Here is a 23159-nt window from a genome sequence, read left to right on the forward strand (position 1 = left end):
CCATGACACTTGCCGCTTACACCATGCGGGCCCTGCCAGCTCAGCTGTCGGGGCTTATGCCACTGGCGCTGGATTTGCGCTGGAGCTGGCATCATGGCAGTGATCAGCTTTGGCGATTGCTGGATGAAGATGTCTGGGAGTCGACACAAAACGCATGGCTGGTGCTCAATAGTGTGTCCTCTGAACATCTGCTGGCGCTGGCAGAGAGCCCGGAATTTCTCAACGTATACCAGGCCCAGACCAGTCACCTCCAGGCATTGAACGAGGCGGATACCTGGTATTCCGATACCTGCGATGGCCAACTTGGTGAGGGCGTTGCCTGGTTCTGTATGGAATACGGTGTGTCTGAGTCTTTGCCATTGTACAGCGGTGGCCTTGGCGTATTGGCAGGCGATTACCTCAAAGCCGCCAGTGATCTCGGCGTGCCGGTGATGGCGGTCGGCCTGCTGTTCCAGCAGGGTTATTTTCGCCAGGCCCTGAGTGCTGACGGCGAACAACTGGAGTTTTACCCCTACAACGACCCAACCATGCTGCCGGTGGCACCTGTGAGAGACCCAAGCGGAGAGTGGGCAAGGGTGACGGTTCCGTTCCCGGGACGGGATGTTCGGTTGAGGGCCTGGAAAGGCCAGGTTGGCCGATGCGAATTACTGCTGCTGGATGCAAACGACCCCCGTAATGAACCCGGTGACCGGGGCATCACCAGTGAACTCTATAGTGGTGACCCCGAAAAACGCATTCAGCAGGAAATGGTACTGGGTATTGGTGGTTGGCGATTGCTGGAGCTGCTGCAGCGCAAGCCTGCCGTATGCCATATCAACGAGGGGCACAGTGCACTGGCGCTGATCGAACGCGCCCATTGCTGGCAGAAGGCCAATCAATCGGATTTTGCAACGGCCCGACTGGCAACCCGTGCCACCAATTTGTTTACCACCCATACCTCGGTGGCCGCCGGTTTTGATCGATTTGCGCCGGAATTGGCAGAACTCTACCTCTCACCCTGGCTTTACGAAAACAACAACTGCCTGCACAACCTCATTGAAATCGCCAACGGTGGCAGCCGCGATCTGAACATGGCCGGCGTTGCGCTTGGGATGAGCGGCCGCTTTAACGGTGTAAGCCAGATCCACCGCAAGGTTACCCAGGCAATTTTCCAGCCCTGGTTTGGGCGCTGGCCTGCTGACGACATCCCGGCCGAGTTCGTGACCAACGGCGTGCACACTCCCAGCTGGGACTCACCGGAATCCGATGCTTTGTGGACCAGGGCTTGCGGCCAGGAGCGGTGGCGCCGGCCGCTAACCCAATCCTGCCCGCTGCAGTCCATCACTGACGACGAGCTATGGCAAATGCGCAGGAGCCAGCGCAAACGGCTGATCAGCTATCTCCGCAAACGCCTGCGAAGCCAACACTGCGAGCACAAGGTTGGCTCCAGTGTCGAGGCCGCGTGCGGATTGTTGTTAGACCCGGAAACCCTCACGCTCGGGTTTGCCCGACGTTTTACCAGCTATAAACGCCCAGATCTCCTGCTCAAAGACCCGGAAAGGCTGCTGGCGTTACTATGCTGTCGCGACCGACCACTTCAGATCGTCTTAGCGGGTAAAGCTCACCCCCACGATGCCGCAGGCAAGGCGTTGATCAAGCGCTGGAAGGATTTTTCCAGGCGCCCCGAGGCCGAGGGCCGGGTAGTGTTCATTGAGGACTATGACCTTGCTGTGGCCAACCAGCTCATTCAGGGGGTTGATGTGTGGCTCAATTGCCCGAGGCACCCGTGGGAAGCTTGTGGCACCAGCGGCATGAAAGTGCTGGTAAATGGTGGCCTGAACCTGTCCCAATACGATGGTTGGTGGGCAGAAGCCTGGAACGAGAACGTGGGCTGGGCCATTCGGCCTGGCGCCACTTTTGAAGAACTCAGTCATTCCGACCAGCACGATGACGCCGACGCAAACGAACTTTTCGAATTGCTGGAGGAACAAGTGGTTCCCGAGTTCTACCAGCTCAACAGCGAGGGCCTGCCGGCCAGCTGGTTACAACGGGTGCGAGCCAGCATGGACCAGTTAACCGCCAGTTATTCCGCCAATCGCATGGTTCGGGAATACGTTGATGCTTTCTACCTACCGATGATTGCCAAGGGCAATCAGAGGAACCCTGAAACCGCCAGACAGTTGCTTCAATGGCAGCAACAAATTGCCCAGCATTGGCCAAGATTGCGGTTTGGAAGACTCACCAGCGAGCAGAAAGACGGCACGCGGGTGTTTACCCTGGATGTGTACCTCGACGGACTAAGCCCAGAACAGGTGATGATCGAGCTGGTGGCGGAAGCTTCGGAATACGGTGGGCGCATTGTTCAGCCCATGACGCTTGAACGAAGCCTGCCCGGTGCGGAAGACAGCTACCTGTTTTCGGTATCGGTACCAGACCGGCCGGACGATCATTACACCCCACGGATTCGCCCAAACCACCCGCTGCTTCATATCCCGTTGGAAGATCAGCACGTGCTCTGGTATCGCTAATCGATGTTAGCCGCGCCAGAACCCGGGTGAAAGTACGATCACCACACTGAGAATTTCCAATCGGCCCATCAGCATACCCACCGACAGGATCCACTTGGCGGCATCCGGCAGGGGAGCGAAGTTACCCGAGGGACCAATAATGTCACCCAGCCCTGGGCCGACGTTCGTCAAAGAGGTGAGGGCGCCAGACAGGGCTGTCACGAAATCGAGCTGAAGTGACGCCAGCAGCACCGTAATAATCAACAGGCACAGCAGGAAGATGAAGGTGTAGGCGATCATAGATGAAATAATCTCATCGCTGACCGCCCGCCCGTTGTAGTTTCTGGTAAAGACCGCCCTCGGGTGAAGCAGCCGCATCAGTTGCTCCCGAAGAATGATCAACGACAGCTGGAAACGGAAAATCTTCATGCCGCCAGAGGTTGAGCCGGAACAGCCACCTACAAACATCAGAAAGAAGAACACCACAAACGCCAGCGGCCCCCAGGCGGCGTAGTCTTCTGAGGCGTAACCGGTAGTGGTCACCACAGACGTTACGTTGAACAACGTCGCCACGTAATTGTGTATGGGATCAAACGGAATCGGCGAAACCCACCAGCGGTAGAGCGTCAGCAGTGCCGGCACCGTGAAAAGGATGGTCAGAAACAGTCGGACCTGCTGGTCTTTAAACAGAACACCGTGCTGCCCGTGCAACTCCCTCACGAAAAGAAAAAACGGCAAACTGCCGATGATCATGAACAACGTGGCTTCCATCAGGATCAGATCGCTGAACTTGCCCATCGACAGATCAGAGGTGGAGAACCCCCCGGTGGCAATGCTGGTCAGGCCATGGTTGAAGGCATCAAACAGACTCATGCCTGACAGCCAGTAGGTGACCACCGCAATCACCGAGAAGATCAGATAAACGAACAGAAGGCCACGACTGAGTGTTTTCATTCGTGGCAACGCTTTGTCTGTCCATTCTGAAGATTCTGTTGCGAACAACCGCATACCACCAACACGCAGAAACGGAAGTACCGCAACGAACATACCGATAATCCCGATACCACCAATCCACTGAAGGATGGACCGCCAAAGCAGCAAATCCCGATCCATGTCATCAAGGCCACTGAGCACCGTGGCACCCGTTGTGGTTATGCCGGAGGTACCCTCAAAAAATGCATCCGCCACAGAAATATCGAGATTACTCAGATAAAAGGGGATGGAAGAGAGCAGGGCGATGATCAACCAGCTGGAGACGGTAAGAACAAACATGTAGCGGGGCTTGAGATCCCTGGGTTGCCGGTACATTGACAACACCCCGGCCGCACCGAGCAGGAATACTATTCCGGCAGACTGGGCGAAGGCTACCGAGTTTGGTACATCCTCACCTGCAAGTGCCAGAAGAACAACCGGTAAGGTCATGAAAACACTAAGAAGTATAAACATGACGCTGATAATAAATATGACAGGGTAAAGGTTTCTCAAGGTGCGCCCGCGCCAGCTGACAAAGAGACGGCGTCAGGATACCCGCGGTACCGGGCTTCCGCAAGGAAACAGGCGGACGCACGGGCCATTAACACCAAATTAAATCCCTGTAAAAGCAACGTAAATTCGGAACCTGGCTATGGCAAACATCGTCTGTGTGGTGCAAGTTGTAAAAAAGGAGCGTTACTCAGCTCCCAAATAAGGAACAAGGAGAACCGGTTATGAACGTAAAAAAGAATCTGTTGCTCGCATCGGTTGCGTCTGCAGGCATCGCTGTGGCTGGGACGGCATCTGCACAGGATATGTATAAGTCTGGCGTCGGCAGTTTGTACGCTGGCTTGAACTACACCTTTATGGACGTGGATTTTGACGGCTTCGCCAGCGCTGATGTTGGCACCCTGTCCGGTAAAGTGGGCGTTATGGCCAACGAATTTCTGGGCATAGAGGCCCGCGCCGGTTTTGGGGTGGATGATGACCGCGTGTTTGGCCAGAAAGCCAAACTTGATAACTTCTTTGGTGGATACGCCACCATTAACATGGCAAACCAAAGCCCTGTAACTCCGTATGCCGTGGTTGGTTTCACCAGAATCGAGGCCGAAATTGGTCCCCAGAGCGATGACGACTCTGACTTTTCCTACGGTGCGGGTGTGAATTTCAAGTTTGCACAGAATCTGTCAGGAAACCTGGAGTACATGCGCTACTACGATGATAGCAACGTGACGGTTGATGGTATTGGTCTGGGTATACAGATGAACTTCTGAGCCAGAACTAACCAAGCGATTGCCCTCCTGCAATGCTCAAAACAGTGTGTTGCGGGACGGGCGTTGAGGCGCCTCCCCTAATACGATTCAGGAGATTCCCAGAAACCGGTAACCGACGCCGGGTTCAGTCTGAATATAGCGCTGCTCCGTTGGATCGTCCCCCAGTTTTTGTCTGAGCCTTCCTATCAAAATTCTCAGATAGTGAGTATCGGTGGTATGTGTCGGGCCCCAGATATCCTTTAACAATTGCGACTGAGTGACGATCTTTCCAGACGCAAGCAGCAAGACCTTCAGTACGGCAAACTCCTTGGGTGTCAGCCTGACAGGGTCACCGCTTACCGTGACTTTGCGCATGGCTAGATCAATATAAAGCTCACCGTTATCAAAAATGGCCGAGGTTTCAGGAGCTACTGCGCTTTTTCCTTTCTGGTGGATGCGCAACTGGGTTCGAACTCGTGCAAGGAGCTCATCGATGCCAAAGGGTTTCGTGACGTAGTCGTTCGCGCCAAGATCCAGGGCTTTTACCTTTTCCAGTTCACGATCCCGCACCGAGAGGATGATAACAGGGGCTGATGACCACTCCCGCAAACCGGCTAGCACCTCTGAGCCGTCCATATCCGGGAGCCCCAAATCCAGAATCACAAGATCCGGTGAATGCCTCGCACACAACCCTAGACCGGTCTCACCATTCTCCGCTTCAAGCAGTTCGTATCCTTCCGTTTTCAGGCTGATGCGCAGAAAATGACGTATTTGTGGTTCGTCATCGATGATCAGAATGCAGGGCTTTTCCCTGCTATGTGCTGGCGCAGTCATTCACTGGATTCCCGATTAGACTCTTGTTCAGGCGATTCTATCAGGGGCAAGGCTATTTCGATGGTCGCACCGACACCATTTTCTCCAGCCAATGCCTGAATCCGGCCACCATGAGCCGCAACCATGCCGTGACAGATAGCCAGGCCAAGCCCGCTACCATGAGGGCCCCGGTCTCCTTCGCCGCCTGTGAAGAACATATCAAATACCTGGCTCCGCTGGTTTTCTGGAATGCCCGGTCCCTTATCCGAAATCGCTATGATTAATTCGTCTTCCTTCCTGCGGGCGCGGATAGACAGCGTTGAGTCATTGGGCGCGAACTTGGCGGCGTTCTCCAGCACGTTGACCAATGCCTGCTCAATAAGCGCCGGATGCACGAAAAGCAACGGAAGATCCTCTTCTACCTCCCGTTCGACACGGACTTTCGACATCAGGTTTCTGGTGCGCCTGAGCGCTGACGAAAGGATGTCGGTGAACGCAATCCAGTCCCTTTCGATCTTGAGGGTGCCATGGCCCAGTTTGGTCATGTCCAGCAGGTTTCGGATGTAGCGATCCAGGCGCTCGCCTTCACCGAGCACGGAATCCAGAAGGCTATCGCGATCCTTATCCGAGAGCCGGTCGAACATCGATTTCAGCGTGCTGGCCGAGCCAATCATGGAGGATAACGGTGTCCTCAGGTCGTGGGAGATGGAAGAGAGCAGGGCAGAGCGCAGTCGTTCCGTTTCTTCTGCCACCCGTGATGCCGACAGATTGGCCGCCAGGCGGGTGCGAAACCACGCCAAACCCAATTGATGCACATAAACGTTGATGGCCAAGCCTCGGTAATACTCCGGCATCATACTGTCCACTCGAAAACCCAGGACACCGTATACTTCACCGTCGGCTTCAATCGGTTCAAAGCGCCACGGAAGACTGTTCAGCGTGTCAGAAAACGCGCCGCTGGGCTTGGCGTTTCGGATGGCCCAATCGATGGCGGATCGTGCAGCATCGTTGAGTGAATGAGAAGGGCCGCCCTGAACCACCACTTCGATTGCATCATTCTCAGGGCTTCGTTGGGCGATAATCAGAGGAATCTTGAGTTGGGCATAGAGAGCCTCGACAGCCTCAGTCTGTACAGAGGTAATATCAGGCGCAGAAGCAAGCCTGCGGGTAAACTGCAGGTGAGCATCAGTGATATCGTTCGAGGCGCGAAGCATCTGAACCTGGTCCCGCAATCGGCCGGCAAGGTTTCCTCCCGTGACAGCGATAATCAGGAAGAACACCACGGTCAGCAGCTCATCCGTATCGGCCATCTGGAAGGTTAAACGGGGTTCTGTGAAGAAAAAATTGTAGGTCAGAAAGCTTAGAGCTGCCGTAAACAGGGCTGGCCGAATACCGGTTCGGGCGGCCACCCACAATACGGATGTCAGAAATATCAGGGACAGGTTGCCCAGCGGAAGAACATTTTGCAGTCCCATTGCAACGGCGGTTGCAGCAGCCACGCTGCCGACGGCCCAGGTATAGTCACTCCATCTAACCGGATGGCCGGCGGCTTCAGCAAGCCGACGCCGTTGTTTTCTTGGCACTGGTATAAAGGTAACTTCAAAGGCCTCGGCCTCTTTCAGCAACTTACGACTGGTGGATTTTCGTAGGTGCCACCAGCGATTGTGGGAGCGGCCGAGAATCAGGGTTGTGACGTTCTGCTCTCTTGCGAAGGCCAGGATTTCTCCGGCCACGTCGTATCCGCGAAGCGTTCTGACCTCTGCGCCCAGGCGGGTGGCCAGGTCGAACACTTTTTCCAGGCGTTGGCGTTCGTCGGCGCCTGCCCGCCCATTGTCCACGGTGACCACGGTCCAGGGCGCCTTCCGTCGCTCGGCGAGTCGCCGTGCTGCCCGAACCAGGGTTTCACCCTGGCCAGACCCGTCTACGGCAACCAGCATTCGGGCGCGGATGTGCCAGGGACCTTCGATGCCACGGGATTGCATGGTTTCACGGACATCCGAATCCAGCCGCTCGGCGATTGCCTGGACCGCCATCTCCCGTAGGGCAGATAGGTTCGAAGGCGAGAAGTATCCCTCCATCGCTGCCCGAGCCTGTTCAGGCACGTAAACCTTGCCCTGTTTCAGGCGTTCAAGCAGCTCCGAGGGTGTCAGGTCCACGAGCACGATGTCCCGCGCCCGTTCAAGAACTGAATCGGGTACAGTTTCCCGCATCCGCACCCCGGTGATGCTGGCCACCACATCCGATAGGCTTTCCAGGTGCTGGATATTGATGGCCGTCCACACGGTTATACCTTGGTCTAGCAGTTCCTCAATGTCCTGATAACGTCGTGGATGTCGGGAGCCAGGGATATTGCGGTGGGCCAATTCGTCAAGAAGCAGAACCTCCGGCTTCCTCTCCAGAGCCGCATCGACATCGAACTCCCGGAAGTGCTTCCCGGCGTACTCAACTTCTTTTGCCGGGAGCTGCTCAAGGCCCTGACACAGTGCGAGCGTATCGGCTCGCCCGTGGGTTTCCGCCACACCCACGACCACGTCCACACCCTGACGTTTCAGCTCATGGGCCGCCTGGAGCATCTGATAGGTTTTCCCCACACCCGGGGCCGCGCCCAAAAAGATCTTGAGCCCGCCGGCGGAATCACGCTCCTGGGCTTTCAGGAGCGCGTCCGGGTTGGGGCGATTGGGGTCGCCTTGGTTCAATCGTTCCACTCCTTACCGTCTAATGCCAGATTGAGTTTCAGAACATGGACTCGGCGCTGTCCGAAAACGCCCAGTGTGGGGCCTTGCGTGTACTGTGCAATCAGTTCGTTGACCTTCTCAATGGGCATGTCTCGGGTATTTGCAACGCGCTTGGCCTGTAAGATCGCTGATTCCGGTGAGATATGAGGATCAATGCCAGAGCCCGATGCTGCGAGCAAGTCCGCAGGGATAGACGTCGGGGCTACGCTCTCTCTTTTCGCGATCTCTCCGGAATCCCCTGCAACGCGTACTTTCAGGTCAGGATTACTGGCCGCGTAGTTGGAGCCGCCGACTGAGAAAGGATCATATTCCGCTGCAGAAGGCCGCCCATGGAAGTATTCCGGGGCTATGAACCGTTGTCCAACCAATTCTGATCCAACGATGGTGTCGTCAACGATAATCATGCTCCCGAATGCCTGATGGTGAAACATCACTTTTCCGACGGTTGTGATCAGCAGCGGATACAACCCGCCGCAAAGAAGTATAAGAGCAATGGCCATGCGAAGTGCTGAGAGCCAGGAAGCGGAGCGGGTTGCGCCGCCAGTATTTGATTCAGTCATCATGTCGGTCTCCTCAGATAACCACAGTAAGCATCAGATCCAGTGCCTTGATGGCCGCAAATGGCAACAACAGGCCACCCAGTCCGAAGACCAGAAGGTTGCGGCGCAACAGCTGGGTTGCGCTCGCGGGCTTGAATTGAACGCCTTTCAGAGCGAAGGGAATCAGTGCCGGAATGATCAGTGCATTGAATATGGTCGCGGCAAGTACAGCACTCATCGGGTTCTCAAGATCGAGTACGTTCAGGGCATCCAAGGCCGGCAGGCTGGTCACAAACAGCGCTGGCAAGATGGCGAAGTATTTAGCGACGTCGTTAGCCAGCGAGAAAGTGGTCAGCGAGCCCCTTGTGATCAGCAGTTGCTTACCAATTTCAACGACGGCAAGCAGCTTCCCGGGGTCGGAATCCAAGTCCACCATGTTGCCCGCTTCCCGTGCCGCCTGGGTACCGGAGTTCATGGCCAGGCCAAGATCTGCCTGGGCGAGGGCAGGGGCGTCGTTGGTGCCATCCCCCATCATGGCCACCATGCGTCCCTCAGCCTGCTCCTTGCGGATGATGTCGAGTTTCTGCTCCGGAGTGGCCTCGGCGACGAAATCATCAACACCTGCCTCTGCTGCGATTGCCGCTGCGGTTACCGGATTGTCGCCGGTGATCATCACCGTTTTCACGCCCATGTCCCGGAGTTTGGCAAAGCGCTCCTTGATTCCGGATTTGATGACATCCGACAGGGCAATCACCCCGAGTACGCGGTTGCCTTCAGCAACCACCAATGGAGTGGCGCCATTTTTGGCAACCCTGTCGACTAGGTTGTCGGTTTCCTGCGGGTAGTTGCCGCCGTTTTCCGTGACAAATTTACGAATCGCATCGGTCGCGCCTTTGCGAAGAATCCGGCCATCCGGCAGGTCCACACCAGACATACGGGTGTTGGCAGAGAATTCGATAAACTCGGTTCCCTCAGACGCTTCGGCGTCCGAGCCCTTGTCGCGGGCCAGAGCCACCACAGATTTGCCCTCGGGAGTCGGGTCAGCCAGCGAAGTCAGCAGAGCGGCATCCCTCAGAGTGCCCGGTGCTACGCCCCGAACAGGCTCAAAGGCTGTTGCCTTGCGATCACCCAGCGTGATGGTGCCGGTCTTATCGAGAAGAAGTGTGTCGATGGAGCCGGCCACTTCCACGGCTTTGCCGGATTTGGCAATGACGTTTGCACGCATGGCCCGGTCCATTCCGGCAATGCCGATGGCCGGAAGCAGGCCGCCAATGGTTGTGGGAATCAGGCAGACCAAAAGGGCAACCAGTACCGAATAGGAGGGGGTTGCGCCCACGAACCCACCGAAGGGCACGAGAGTCACAACAACAATCAGAAATACCAGAGTCATAGCGGCCAGCAAGACCGACAGGGCCAGTTCACTGGGTGTCTTCTGACGCTTGGCACCTTCGACCAGGGCAATCATACGGTCCAGCAGCGAATTGCCCGGATCAACGGTGACTTCGATCACGATTTCATCGGATAGCACCTTGGTGCCCGCGCTGACACCGCTGTTGTCCGTGCGCGCCTCACGAAGCACCGGCGCAGATTCACCGGTGACCGCCGATTCATTGATGGTAGCTGCGCCTTTGACGATTTCGCCGTCGGCGGGAATCAGCTCGTTGGGTTTGACCAACACACGATCGCCCCGGCGTAAGTCCGTCGCCGGCACTTCCTTGTGCTGATCTCCATCGAGCTTGCGGGCTTTCAGGTCTTTCCGGGTCGCACTGAGAGCGCCGGCTTGCGCCTTGCCGCGAGCTTCCGCTACGGATTCCGCACCGTTGGCGAAAAGTACGGTGAATAACAGGATTCCGCTGATCGCGAAATCCAGGCCGGCGGACGCACCCTGGGCCAGATTACTCAGGCCCAGCAGGAACGTGATTACCGTTCCGATACCGACCACCATCATGACCGGATTACGGGCCAGATCTTTTGGGTGCAGCCGCTTGATGGACTGGCCGACAACTGTGCCCAGATCAAGTGAGTCAGTCATTTTAGGGGTTCTCTTGGACATCATCGTTCTCCACTCAGGACATCAGAGCCAGGGCTTCTGCAATCGGGCCAAGAATCAGCACCGGCATAAAGCTCAGCAGGGTAAACATCACAATCACCGCCAGGGTCATCAGCCCGAAGGTAGGCGTATCGATGCTCAGGCTGCCGCGACCCTCCGGAGCGGAGCGCTTGGCGGCCAGTGACGCAGCGATAGCCAGCGGTGCGAGAATCGGAATGAATCGACCCAGGGCCAGGTTGACCGCACAGGTCACGTTCCACCACACGGTGTCGTCACCGAGCCCTTCAAAGCCGGAACCGTTGTTGGCAAAGGCCGATGTGTACTCGTAAATCACCTGACTGATGCCGTGGAAGCCCGGATTTGAGTTACCGGTTAACGATGGGAAGGCAACGGTGATGGCGCTGAAACCGAGGATCAGCAGAGGCTGGATCAGCAGGGCGATACACACCAGCTTCATTTCCCGGGTTTCCAGCGCCTTACCTGCTATTTCCGGTGCCCGGCCGATCATCAGCGAGCCCAGGAACGCCGCCAAGAGCAGGAACAGCAGGTAGCCAATCAGGCCCACGCCGATACCACCAAAGGTGACGTTGATGAACATGTCGATCATCGGGATCATGCCGCCAATGGGGTTAAAGCTGTCGTGCATGCCGTTGACTGACCCGTTCGAGGTCTGTGTGGTCCAGCTGCCCCAAAGTGCGGTGGCGGTCGCGCCAAAGCGCACCTCTTTGCCTTCCATGTTCGGGCCGTCAGCCGCCAGTCCTGAAAAGGCCGCGTTTGGCTGATTCTCGGACCAGATGGCGACAGAGGTGAGTGAAACCGACATCACCACCATGACGCCCATGACCACCATGGCCAGTCGGCGACGGCCAGTCATGAACCCAAGGGCAAACACCAGGGCGGCTGGAATCAGCACAATGGAAACCGTCTGGACGAAGTTGCTCAACGGTGTGGGATTTTCCAGGGGAACGCTGGAATTGGGGCCATACCAGCCACCACCGTTGGTACCGACCTGCTTGATGGCAACCATGGGTGCCACGGGGCCAATCGGGATGTTCTGCTCTTCCATGCCGGCGGTCTGATCCAGAGGAACAGCCGTGCGGGCACCCTCGTAGCTGTTCGGTACGCCCTGTGAGGCAATGATCAATGCCACCACAGCGGCGACCGGCAACATGACGCGAACAATCGCCCGGGTGATGTCTTCGTAGAAATTACCGACAGACACCGCGCCTTCGCCCGTTGGCTGCTTCTTTTCGTCAGACCGGCCCAGCAGGGTGCGCACGATTGCTACCAATGCCGCCATGCCTGCCGCCGGTGTGACCACCTGAAGCGTCACAATGCCGAAGGTGTGGGCCAGATAGCTCAGCTGCGCCTGCCCCGAGTAATGCTGCTGATTGGTGTTGGTCAGGAAAGACACCGCCGTATGCAGCGCCAGGTCCCAGCTCATACCGTCGATACGGTCCGGGTTCAGGAAAAGAAAGCCCTGAGCCATCAGCAGGCCGAAGACGATCAGCACCAGCATAAGATGAAGTTTCAGCAGCGCTTTCCCGTAGCCCTGCCAGCTCATCGGCTGGGACGGGTTAACACCAAACAGTCGGTACAGGCCGTTCTCAACCGGCAGAAAGACAGCACCCGCCGCCCCCCTGGCGCCGCCAAAAACGCCCGCGATGTACTTGCCCAGTGGCCACGCCAGCAAAAGCGTGACCGCATAGATAACGATGACCTCGTTCACAGCCGTTCCTCCAGATCAATGAACAGGAAACACAGGCCAAACAGCCCCAGAATGATGCCAATGCCGATCAGTGCCATGGTCAGAACCTCTCGGGCCAGAGCAGGGCGGCAACCAGGTAGCCGCCGACTGCAACCGAAACAAGTAACAGGAAAGTAGACACGCTCATGCTCCTTCAGTGAGTGTGTCTTTATGGTGCGGGGGAGGGGCGTAAAAATTCGATGACCAAATCCGGGGCTGGTCGTAAAAAGTTCGTTAAAAATTGAGGGTTATCATCAGACAGTTGGAGTTAGCCAACAGGAAACTCAGTTTTCGCATAGCGAACACGGGATTTGCGACGCACTGTCAGGGTATAACCCAGAGTAAGCGGGCCAAGACGACCGATCAACATGATTGCCATGATGACCAACTGGCCTGCCGTGCCCAGTTCGCTGGTAGTGCCACGCGAGAGGCCGACGGTGCCAAACGCAGAAACCACCTCGAAAGCGATGTCGAGAAACTCATCCTCAACCAGGATGCTCAGTGAAATTACGCCAAGGAAGACCACTGCCATCCCGATGGTGGCTGTGGCGAGAGCCTTGAGCACTGTTTCGCTACTCAGGGAGCGTTTGAAAAAGCTCACATCCAGGTTGCCACGCAAAAACGAACGGGTTGCGGCAATCATGATGACGAAGGTGGAGATTTTGATACCACTGGCGGTGGAGTTCGGGGCACCACCAATGAACATCAGCAGCAGCATCAGCACACTTGTGCCGACGGTCAACGCGCCAATATCAAGGGTGTTGAAGCCCGCTGTTCGTGGCGTCGTGCCCTGAAACCAGGCGGCCAGGAGCTTGTCCCAGAAGCTGTCCAGTGCGCCAATAGTGGCTGGATTGCCATACTCTAGGATCAGGATGGCGCCGGTGGCGAAGAGGTTCAGCAGCAAGGTGGCCAGCAGTATGACTTTGACGTAAACCGACAACCGCGACCAGCAGCGTTTATCCAGGAGCTCCATGATTACGATGTAGCCCAGGCCCCCGATGATAAACAGAGTCGTTACCGACAGACTTATGCCTGGATGGTCGACATAGGCAGAGAGGCTGTCTGGCGACAAGGCGAAGCCGGCATTGTTAAACGCTGAAACCGTGTAGAACAAGGACTGGTAAAAACCCTCTGACCACCCCAATTCCGGTACAAAAAATAGACTGAGTAACACAACGCCGGAGGCTTCAGCCGTCAAAGCAAATACGGCTATCGACCCAGCGGCTCGCCTAGCTGTCTGAAGTGAGATTTCGTTGAACGCTTCCTGAGCAACCAGTTGGTGCTGCAGTCGTAACTTGAAGCCCAAAGCGAGAGCCGTGAGCACTGCGAAGGTCATCAAACCCAGCCCGCCCAGCTGGATCAGAGCCAGTATCACCAGCTGTCCGAACAGGGTGTACTGGCTGCCAGTATCTACAACCACAAGACCGGTCACGGTCACCGCCGAGGTTGCCGTGAAGGCAGCCTCCATCCAGGTAACCGGCTCAACCGTTGCCACGGGAAGTTTGAGCAAACATGCCCCAAGCGCAATGAGGACAAGAAATGACTCAAGCAGCAGTCGGGGAGGGTTTATGCCCCGTTTGCCGGGGGTATTTCCCTTGGTCTGGTGGGAGACCAAGTCCAGAAAATGGATTTTCATAAACGGTTGACCAGATCCCTCAAGTCTTCGAGTTGGCCACCGAGGACGATCCTGTCGCCGCTTTTAATCTTCCAGGTATGGTCCGGATGAGGATGGGCTTCTTTCATCCGCTTCACAACCAGCGCCTCTACCGGCTCTCCGTTAATCACTTCTCCAATGGTCTTTTCGACGAGGTCTGCTGTGGTATGGAAGTCCACGATAAAATAGTCATCGTCGAGACCCAGGTAATCGTGAACCATCGGATAGTTCAGTTCCTGGGAGATCCGCACCCCCATCTCATACTCTGGTGCAATTATGCGGTTGGCTCCAAGTCTCTCCAGAATCCGGTGATGCTGGTTCGTCAGCGCTTTCGCCCAGACTTTTTTCACCCCAAGCTCCCGGAGCTGCAATGTGGCCAACATGGTGGCTTCGACGTTCCTGCCTATGGCAACAACAGCCGCATCGTAGCTGCCGGCGTTCAATTCGATAAGGGAGTTTTCGTCGGTGACATCGGCGATCACCGCGTGGGTAATTTCTTCTGCCAGTCGGTCTACACGTTGTTCATCCGAATCGATACCAAGTACTTCGTGTCCAAGGCGCGTTAACTCGCGCGCAATGGTTGCTCCAAAAACGCCAAGGCCAATAACAATAAACTGTTGTTTTTCAATCATGGCTGTCAATCCGGTATCGGTAGAATGTGTCAGAAAGCCGCAACCAAAATTTTCTCATGAAGCAGCCACGATCTCTCCAGCTATGCCGTAAAAAAACCGTAAAAGTTTGCTTTTGGCCGTCCTCATTTTACCCAAGATGTGATCTCCTTATGCCGTCTAATAGACAGCCGGGCTGGGCGGGACTTTTAGCTAATGAAATTCTATCGGTTAAAACCGGAACTCCTTGGTCATATCATAATCGCGTTGGCTTGGCTTGGGTTTTTGGCAGCGGCGAACCGTCAAGCTCCTCAGCCAGTGACGTCCATCTTTCCTTACTTGGCGCCCGTGGTTTTTTTGCTTGGGTATACGATGCCAAGTGGGGATTTTTCTTCGCTGCAATTTCAACTATCGCAGCGCTTCCCGGTGACTATATTGATACCCACACCAAAGCCGAATTACTCTATGCTGCTTTTTCTACTTATACTCAGTTAACAGGAGCTGTCATAGGCTGTGTGCTGGCAAAAATGATACGTGAACGGTCTGGGCGATCCTGATGCTGCCTCTGTTAAATATCCTTCCGGTTATCCAAATACTCGGTTTCCTACTGATTTTGCTCAGTTTACTGATGACGTTGCCAGTAAATCTCCTAATGTTCGGTGATACACCGGATTGGCTGGCTTTCGTGAAGTCCGCCAGTATCTGTTGCGCTGTTGGCCTGTTGTGTTTTTTTGGAGCGGGCGGAAAACGCCGCCATGCCCTAAAACAACGGCAGATGTTTATCCTTACCGTATCTGCCTGGATTTTTATTCCATTATTCTCGAGCCTACCGTTATTGTTGAGTGATCTTGAGCTGAGTGTTACCGACGCATTCTTCGAAAGCATCTCTGGCGTGACAACCACGGGCTCTACGGTAATGAGCGGGTTAGACCACCTCCCGGGAGACATTCTGCTCTGGCGATCGATCATGCAATGGATGGGGGGCATCGGCATCATCGGCATGGCCGTGGCGATTCTTCCATTTCTTCGAATCGGTGGTATGCGGCTGTTCGCTACGGAATCCTCAGAATGGACAGAGAAAGCCGTGCCGCGCACGAACCGCCTTGCTAGAGGGCTGGTTGCCAGTTATCTGGCACTGACATTTGGCTGCATCCTTACATACTGGGCCCTGGGCATGGATCTATTCAACGCCGTGAACCATGCCTTGACAACCGTATCCACCGGCGGCTACTCCACGTCAGATAGCTCAATGGGGCAGTTTGACCAACTTTCGATACTCTTTGCTGCGAGTATTTTCATGATGCTCGGCGGTATTCCATTTTTCCTGTTCGTCAGACTATTAAACGGGCAAGTTCAGCCATTACTGCGCGATCAGCAAATTCACTTTTTCCTGAAGTTCCTGTTTCTGATTGCAGCCATCATTGCTGTATACCGCATCTGGAATGACGGAACGTTTCCATTGGATGCGTTTGTGCACGCGCTGTTCAACGTGACATCGGTTGTAACGACCACGGGCTATGCGTCTCAGGATTATTCGCTGTGGGGACCTCTGGTCGTGGTCCTGTTTTTCTTTCTCACATTTGTGGGTGGCTGTTCCGGTTCAACAAGCGGTGGCATGAAGATCTTCCGGTTCCAGCTATCCATACTGCTACTGCGGGAGCAGGTATCGAGATTGCTGCACCCGAGAGCGGTCATTGCAAGGCATTACAACGGGCGCATCATCAGTGATGAAATCGTGGCGTCCAGCGTAGCGTTCTCCTTTATATTCCTGGCAACGTTAGCGGTAGTGGCAGCAATTCTTGCCGCCTTGGGGCTTGACCTGGTAACCAGTTTGACGGGGGCGGCGACGGCACTCGCAAACGTGGGGCCTGGGCTTGGCGACACCATCGGCCCGGCTGGAAACTTTCAACCATTACCAGATGCGGCAAAGTGGGTGTTGATGGCTGCCATGCTTCTGGGACGATTGGAGCTACTGAGCGTGTTCGTGATGTTCTCGCCGCAATTTTGGCGGAGCTAGAGTAAGCTGTGTGTGAGGTACCATCAATAATCCATGGCGATGGGTTAGTCGTACTATCACCATCTACTTGCTAGGCGACAAAACAATGAACAAAGTAGCCCTTCAAATCGTCACGTTTCTTGGCGCTCTATCATGTTTTGGATCAGTAAATGCAACGGAGGCGAGAACCGCGCTCCTTCCACTTCCTTCCATTGACGATTTTACAAATGGCGATGGTTGGGGATTTGGGCTTGGGTTGGGCGTTGAGTATGAGACTGCCTACGAGGGGTCCGACGAATTTGAATTTGAGGTCGACCCAGCGGGTGGAGTTCAGTACCGGACCGGCGATCACCTGTTTTTCTGGGCAGGTGAAGCAATTGGCTGGAGGACACTGGTAAAGGATACCTGGTTGTTTCAATCATCCATCGGCTACGAAGAAGGCCGTGAAGAAAGTGACTCAGACGATGGCAGACTGGACGGTTTAGGCGATTCACGTTCCGGAGTCACAGTGCTGTTGGAAGTGCGCCATGCGTTCACGGAAGACTGGCGTTACTTTCTGGATGGCCGGGTATTAACAGGTGAGGTCGGTATACTGGGAATTTTCGGGGCAGGAACCTGCCTGGCCTGCAAGCCCGACGGTACTGGCTGGGAAGTGGGTGCGGTGGTTACGTTCCACGATGGCAAGCTTGCCAACCGTGACTTTGGTGTGACCACACAACAGTCCATAGATTCAGGCCTTCCGGCAACCGATGTTGATAGCGGGTACAGATCAACTGGGTTCAATGTTAGCTACCGTAATTACTTGCACAAGAACTGGCAGATCTTCGGTGAGGCTCTTTACGAAGCTTTTGGGAGTGAGGTTTCAGATAGCCCGATCACGCGCAACAACTACGAGGCGGAGATTGGTGTTGGTTTCATTTATGTTTTCTAGTTTTGGCTGAGGGAGGCGTAAACAATCCCGTATCTCCGATAAAGGCTGAGATGAACCAATAATCTATTTAATTTATGCGCGGTGTCTGTGGTTAATAGCAGCCCATTCTTGATACTCGACCAGAGAAAGAGGTCGGGAGTAGTGAAAACCCTGAACCAGATCCGCTCCAAGGTCGGTAACAATCTTCGCTTGCTGCTCCGTTTCGATACCCTCAACGGTAACCTCCAGTTTCAATGCCTTTGCCATTGAAATCATAGACCCCATGATTGTACGAGCATCTGCGCTGACTTCCAGGTTCTCGACAAACGCTCTGTCGATCTTCAATCCTGACAGGGGCAAGTGAGTAAGATACTGAAAGGATGAATACCCTGTTCCAAAGTCATCCAGGCTAACTTTGAACTTCTGGTCGCGTAGGCTCCTCACGGCTGTTTTTGCTTGTTCAGGGTCACGGATCAGTGCGCCTTCCGTAATTTCGATTTCCAGAGATTCAGGACAGACACCATAGGAGGCTACGATCCGTCCCAGATCCTCTATTAAAGCCGAATCCATTAAGTTTTCGATCGCGAAATTTATGCTTACCGACCTGAGATCATGTGATTTGATGTTCTCACAGGCCCTGGCTATCACAAATCGTGTGACAGGGTTTATCAACGAAGTACTTTCAACCTTAGGCATAAATAGCCCGGGCATAACCATCTTATTATCCTGATCAAACCAGCGTAGCAAAGCCTCTGATCCAACATGTCGCCCCGTTCGCATACAAATTTTGGGCTGATAAAATAGCTGGAACTGTTGTTTGGCCAATCCATCCCGGACTCGCGCTATCAGTTGAACGCGCTCCGCGGTTTTCTGGTCGAACATAGGGTCGTAACGCCGGTAGGGAACGCTATTCTCGATCGCTACGGACAGGCCGGTTCTCGCGCGGTTAATGACTATTTCCGGATTCTGATCGGTATCTCTGATGAGGTAGCTTCCGGCAACTATCTGAACGCGGAATGGGATGCCCTCCACAACCGTTTCTTCTTCGCCCACTCGCTTGGCAATGTCAAAAACGACGCCCACTTCTTCCTGACGAGCAACCTCCTCTTGAGACTCAACAGAGAACAGAATGGCCAGCTCCGATTTGCTGAACCGGTAGATTTGATGAGGTATCTTGATATTCTGAGTCATCTGCTTGGCCAGATCTTTGACCACCTGCTCCGCTATATCAGCCCCCATTGCCTGCAAAATCTCCCACAGATCCTGCATCCGGACCAATAATATCGCGGAGGAGGGCGCATTATCCTGAGTCCTCCTTCGAAGTAAACTTTTGAGGTCCCGATTAAGGGCTGCCTGTGTCCCCAGACCGGTTTTATAATCCACTTCGAGTGCATGGAGATGCCGTTGGTTAGCCAACCGAAGGCTCTGGAAAAGCCCGGCAGCAAAAATTCCGATAAGCACAAAGAACGCTATTCGCGCCAGCCAATTGTCCGTCGATTGGTAGGTATCTGTCGCTACATCCAGCGGCATTAGCGGGCCGATGAGAAGTCCTCCCACAACCGCTCCGAGGATTGCCCCGGGAAGTCCAAACCATACCGTCGATAAGAGCACTGGAAGAAGAATGATGTATGGGTAGGCATAGCCTGTGCCACCAGTGAAGTAAACTACCCATGTGCCACCTACAAAAAAAATAGTAACAATCAGAATTCTAAAAACCGCCCGTGAAGCCTCCGACATATGCGGCCATTTATGCGATTGCCAAATACTGTTAAAGGTGGGGAGGTAGCTACGAATCTCTCTATTCATTTAACGGCCTTTTTAGTCCGGTCTTCACTGGGATAATCAACTCATTATTAGTGGTTTGCCCATAAGGCGGACGGTTGCCGACTGCCCAATACTATTCTTTGACACATTGTGAGCGTAGTTCAAAAACGAATGATCATCTTGTAACGGTTTGTTACGTTGCTAGGCGCCGAGAGGATCTAAATCAAGTTGAAAACCTTGGGAGCTCATGGTGTTTAAGGCCAGTGGGCTTTAACGAAGATGAATACTTGTTTTTGCCCGTTCAGGGGCGACAAGCGGATGGGGGCTTGGAGATATTTGAGGACGACAATGGATAATATACACTGCATTTAACATAATATACATTATGCGCAGTACTTGCGGTCACTCCAGCTTAGCTTTCGGCTCTATCGCAGATGGTGATCTTGGCCGCCCGTCAGTTTTGGGTATCACTCTGCCCGGTTGTCAAGATGATGTCTGTGGACCAATCACCAAAGACTTCAGGTCGATATCCGGATCCCTCAGTATTTCAGGATTAATTTTCCTACGTTGTTGAACGAGTGTCTTGCCAACCATAAAAGCTATGGGCAGATTGATCGCGTCAACAGCAATGAGATGACTTTCCCGCAAATAGAACACCGCAAATCCCTTATCCTCTCCGGGACTGCCCCGAACCACACGCTGATCATGACTCTGGGATAAACCCACCATCTGCAGACGCACGTCATACTGGTTCGACCAGAACCATGGAGCACTATTATAGGGTTTCTCCTCGCCCATCAGGGTCGCCGCCGCCGTCCGGGCCTGATCAACCGCGTTGGAGACAGACTCAAGGCGTTGCATCTTCTCAAAGAAAAGGTTCCGGTGGCGGGTGCAGTCGCCGATCGCCAGAATGGCGGGATCTTCTGTACGGGTAAACTCGTCAACAATAATACCGTCGTCACATGGGAGGCCTGCGGCCTCTGCCAGGGAGGTTTCAGGCACAACACCAACTGACACGAGCACGATGTCGGCCGGTACAGTGCCGCCGTCCGCCAATGTCACGCCAGCCACACGGCCCTGATCGCCCGCTTCGAAACCGGTTACCGCCGTGTTCAGGCGCAGATCCACGCCGGCATTGCTGTGTTTCGCGTAAAAGAACTCCGACATTTCCGGGCCTGTCACTCGCTGCATAAGACGCCCTGCCGCTTCCAGCACCGTGACGTTAACGCCTTTTTTGGTGGCACTGGCTGCCACTTCAAGGCCAATGTAACCGCCACCTACGATGACCAGGCGCTTCCCCGCAAGCAGTTGTTCACGCAGGGCATCCGAGTCAGCTATATCGTGCAGATAATAAATGCCTTTTAAGTCCGCTCCGGGTGCGTTCAGGGTTCGGACGTGTGACCCCGTGGCCAGGACCAGTCGATCGTATTTCAACGCGCTCTGGTCCGACAATCTAATGGTCTTTTTGTCCCGATCAATTTGTTCAGCACGCACACCTAGCCGCAAATGATGACCAGCGTTCTCGTACACCGAGAGCGGCTTCAGGTACAGCGACTCCTGATCAATCTCTCCTGCCAGGTAGTTCTTGGACAGGGGCGGCCGCTGATAGGGTGGATGCGGTTCTTCGCCCACCAAAATCACCTCATGCTGGTAGTTCTTTTGCATCAAGGTGGTCATGAGCGCACCTGCTGCGTGCCCGCCTCCAACGATGACTGTCGTCTCTTTATGTTTGTTTGCCATAGTCTGCTTTTGTCTATCGTTTTTTTTGGAACCAGATTGATTATCAGCGGGCTTCTTTTTTATCTTTCGGTGTCAGTTTGACCATCAGCTCAGAATAGCCCCGCACGAAGTTGGACTGCACTCGCCTGGGCTCCTCGACGACTTCGATGTTGTCAAAGCGTTTGAGTATTTCTTCCCAGAGAATGCGCAATTGCAATTCCGCCAGACGATTGCCCATGCAACGGTGAACACCATAGCCAAACGACATATGGTTCCGCGCGTCCTTGCGATCAATAATGAACTGATCAGGGTTATCGAATTTACGTTCGTCTCGGTTGCCCGATGCGTACCACATCACAACACGATCGCCCTTTTTGATGGTCTGGCCGCCCAGCTCAACATCTTGCTTGGCGATTCGACGCATGTAGGCCAGAGGCGTTTGCCAGCGGATGATTTCCGAGACCATGTTCGGAATCAATTCCGGTTTTGCCTTCAGTTTTTTGAATTCTTCCGGGAATTGGTTCATGGCCACCAGGCCACCACTCATCGAGTTGCGAGTGGTATCATTGCCACCAATGATGAGCAACGTCAGGTTGCCGATAAACTCCATCGGGCGATTGATCAGATCTTTCGTGTCTTCGTTGCTCTGTAGTAGGCTGATCAAATCGAAACCGGGCTCTTCGCCTGCTGCGCGGCGCGCCTCTTTATCCCGCCAGAGCTTGGAGAAGGACCGGGCCATGTCAGCCGCGTCATCAAACATGATTGACTCATCGGCATACTCGCCACCGGTTGCCGATGCGGCACCGGCCATTCGATCCGACCACTCAACCAGCTTGTGACGCTCCTCGTAAGGAAAATCCAGAAGGGTAGCCAGCATGCGACCGGTAAGTTCCTTGGATACAACCGGCACCCAGTTAAAGGGCCTGTCCAGAGGCAGGCTGTCAAGCACTTCGCCGGTACGCGATCGGATCAGGCCCTCCATTTCCTTCAGGTTCTTAGGTGCCACCACTCCCTGCACTGAGCTACGCTGCACATCGTGTTTTGGCGGATCCATCGCTATGAACATTTCCACCGACAGCCCCTCTGGGGGGTCACCCAGAATGATCTGCGGCTCGGCAGAAAATAGGTCGTGACTCTTGTCCACAAACAGGATGTCGTCATAGCGAGTCACAGACCAGAAGGGGCCGAAGGGGCTGTTCTTCTGGTAATGAACCGGAGCTTCATCACGCAACCGCTTGAAATAGGGTAGCCACTGACACTGCCGATATAAAAAGGGGTTGCTGACATCGATGTCTTCCAGCGAGAGCGTAGAAACGTCTGGAATGGGTTTTTCAACGAATTCAGTCATCGGGCGACGCGGGCCGAAGATTGCCTTCTTGGCACTCATTAAATGTTTCAGCCCCTGGATTTGTCTGTGCATCGGCACCACCTTGGCGGTGGCATTAATCATTCGGGCCTGAAGATCGTCAAACGTTCCGGACTGTGTGGACATGTGTCCTCCTGTACCTACATCTGAAATTCGGGTAAACGAACGGTCATGCCGTCCATTTCATCAGTAACGACAATCTGGCAGCTAAAGCGCGAAGTGCCCGTCCGCTCAGGTGTCATTGACAGCATTTGCTCTTCGTCATCACCAGGCGTACCTGTCTTTCTGAACCAATCGTCAGAGACGATGACGTGACATGTACCACAGGCACACTCTCCCCCACAGTCCCCGTCAATTCCGGGAATTGCGTTGTCAACGGCAATTTGCATTACCGAACAACCAGCTTTGAATTTAACGACATGTTCAGTCTGATCATGTTCTATAAAAGTAATCGTGCCCAATCTTGTTCTCCTTCCAGTATTGTTTAGTAACATACTAGCTATCTGCCGACACTCCTGGCAGGTCATTTCTTGACATCCAGAGGTCA

The 23159-nt window shown here is 54.5% G+C and carries 18 protein-coding genes; 5 read left to right on the top strand and 13 right to left on the bottom strand.

Going from position 1 to position 23159, the window contains the following annotated elements; genetic code table 11:
- Nucleotides 1-2: 2 nt before the first annotated feature.
- On the top strand, nt 3-2507 hold the full coding sequence (gene glgP, locus C7H10_RS16930) for an alpha-glucan family phosphorylase (protein ID WP_106695770.1): 2505 nt from the start codon (nt 3-5) through the stop codon (nt 2505-2507).
- A gap of 6 nt (nt 2508-2513) precedes the next feature.
- Here the strand turns inward: glgP and C7H10_RS16935 are convergent, their stop codons facing one another.
- Complete coding sequence (locus C7H10_RS16935; RefSeq protein WP_106695771.1) at nt 2514-3932, bottom strand: TrkH family potassium uptake protein; 1419 nt, start codon at nt 3930-3932, stop codon at nt 2514-2516.
- A gap of 260 nt (nt 3933-4192) precedes the next feature.
- Between C7H10_RS16935 and C7H10_RS16940 the strand changes: the two genes are divergently transcribed.
- Nucleotides 4193-4732 (top strand): porin family protein, encoded by a 540-nt coding sequence (locus C7H10_RS16940; protein WP_106695772.1) that lies wholly within the window; start codon nt 4193-4195, stop codon nt 4730-4732.
- A gap of 87 nt (nt 4733-4819) precedes the next feature.
- Here C7H10_RS16940 and C7H10_RS16945 read toward each other — a convergent pair whose 3' ends face one another.
- From C7H10_RS16945 to C7H10_RS16980, 8 genes are all read right to left on the bottom strand, one after another.
- The gene (locus C7H10_RS16945; protein WP_106695773.1) at nt 4820-5545 is read right to left on the bottom strand and encodes a response regulator; all 726 of its coding nucleotides are present in this window, start codon (nt 5543-5545) and stop codon (nt 4820-4822) included.
- Nucleotides 5542-8220 carry a sensor histidine kinase gene (locus C7H10_RS16950; protein ID WP_106695774.1) on the bottom strand — a complete coding sequence of 893 codons (2679 nt, stop codon included), beginning with the start codon at nt 8218-8220 and terminating at the stop codon, nt 5542-5544. Before C7H10_RS16950 ends, C7H10_RS16945 begins: the two co-directional genes overlap by 4 nt.
- Nucleotides 8217-8822 carry a potassium-transporting ATPase subunit KdpC gene (gene kdpC, locus C7H10_RS16955; protein WP_244178318.1) on the bottom strand — a complete coding sequence of 202 codons (606 nt, stop codon included), beginning with the start codon at nt 8820-8822 and terminating at the stop codon, nt 8217-8219. Before kdpC ends, C7H10_RS16950 begins: the two co-directional genes overlap by 4 nt.
- A gap of 10 nt (nt 8823-8832) precedes the next feature.
- Nucleotides 8833-10854 (bottom strand): potassium-transporting ATPase subunit KdpB, encoded by a 2022-nt coding sequence (kdpB, locus tag C7H10_RS16960; protein ID WP_106695775.1) that lies wholly within the window; start codon nt 10852-10854, stop codon nt 8833-8835.
- A gap of 10 nt (nt 10855-10864) precedes the next feature.
- A complete protein-coding gene (kdpA, locus tag C7H10_RS16965; RefSeq protein ID WP_106695776.1) occupies nt 10865-12577 on the bottom strand; it encodes a potassium-transporting ATPase subunit KdpA in 1713 nt (570 codons plus the stop codon).
- A gap of 79 nt (nt 12578-12656) precedes the next feature.
- Nucleotides 12657-12743: a K(+)-transporting ATPase subunit F gene (gene kdpF / locus C7H10_RS19490; protein WP_106695777.1), complete on the bottom strand. Its 87-nt coding sequence runs from the start codon at nt 12741-12743 to the stop codon at nt 12657-12659.
- A 120-nt stretch (nt 12744-12863) separates the two neighbouring features.
- A complete protein-coding gene (locus C7H10_RS16975) occupies nt 12864-14105 on the bottom strand; it encodes a TrkH family potassium uptake protein (RefSeq protein WP_244178319.1) in 1242 nt (413 codons plus the stop codon).
- A gap of 122 nt (nt 14106-14227) precedes the next feature.
- Nucleotides 14228-14881, bottom strand: a complete 654-nt coding sequence (locus C7H10_RS16980) for a potassium channel family protein (protein WP_106695779.1) — start codon at nt 14879-14881, stop codon at nt 14228-14230.
- A 149-nt stretch (nt 14882-15030) separates the two neighbouring features.
- Between C7H10_RS16980 and C7H10_RS16985 the strand changes: the two genes are divergently transcribed.
- The 3 genes from C7H10_RS16985 (at nt 15031) to C7H10_RS16995 (ending at nt 17784) form a co-directional block, all read left to right on the top strand.
- Nucleotides 15031-15414, top strand: a complete 384-nt coding sequence (locus C7H10_RS16985) for a hypothetical protein (RefSeq protein WP_146136824.1) — start codon at nt 15031-15033, stop codon at nt 15412-15414.
- On the top strand, nt 15414-16874 hold the full coding sequence (locus tag C7H10_RS16990) for a TrkH family potassium uptake protein (protein ID WP_244178320.1): 1461 nt from the start codon (nt 15414-15416) through the stop codon (nt 16872-16874). The genes C7H10_RS16985 and C7H10_RS16990 overlap by 1 nt, the downstream gene beginning before the upstream one ends.
- Before the next feature lie 85 nt (nt 16875-16959).
- A complete protein-coding gene (locus C7H10_RS16995) occupies nt 16960-17784 on the top strand; it encodes a MipA/OmpV family protein (RefSeq protein WP_106695781.1) in 825 nt (274 codons plus the stop codon).
- 72 nt (nt 17785-17856) lie between these two features.
- On the opposite strand, the gene C7H10_RS17000 is transcribed toward C7H10_RS16995, so the two are convergent.
- The 4 genes from C7H10_RS17000 to C7H10_RS17015 form a co-directional block, all read right to left on the bottom strand.
- Complete coding sequence (locus tag C7H10_RS17000) at nt 17857-19569, bottom strand: bifunctional diguanylate cyclase/phosphodiesterase (RefSeq protein WP_106695782.1); 1713 nt, start codon at nt 19567-19569, stop codon at nt 17857-17859.
- A 441-nt stretch (nt 19570-20010) separates the two neighbouring features.
- Nucleotides 20011-21267, bottom strand: a complete 1257-nt coding sequence (locus tag C7H10_RS17005; RefSeq protein ID WP_106695783.1) for an NAD(P)/FAD-dependent oxidoreductase — start codon at nt 21265-21267, stop codon at nt 20011-20013.
- Nucleotides 21268-21310: 43 nt separating this feature from the next.
- A complete protein-coding gene (locus tag C7H10_RS17010; protein ID WP_106695784.1) occupies nt 21311-22738 on the bottom strand; it encodes a cytochrome P450 in 1428 nt (475 codons plus the stop codon).
- 14 nt (nt 22739-22752) lie between these two features.
- On the bottom strand, nt 22753-23073 hold the full coding sequence (locus tag C7H10_RS17015; protein WP_106695785.1) for a 2Fe-2S iron-sulfur cluster-binding protein: 321 nt from the start codon (nt 23071-23073) through the stop codon (nt 22753-22755).
- Between the last annotated feature and the right edge of the window lie 86 nt (nt 23074-23159).

The organism is Marinobacter shengliensis, from assembly GCF_003007715.1.
Classification (GTDB): domain Bacteria; phylum Pseudomonadota; class Gammaproteobacteria; order Pseudomonadales; family Oleiphilaceae; genus Marinobacter; species Marinobacter shengliensis.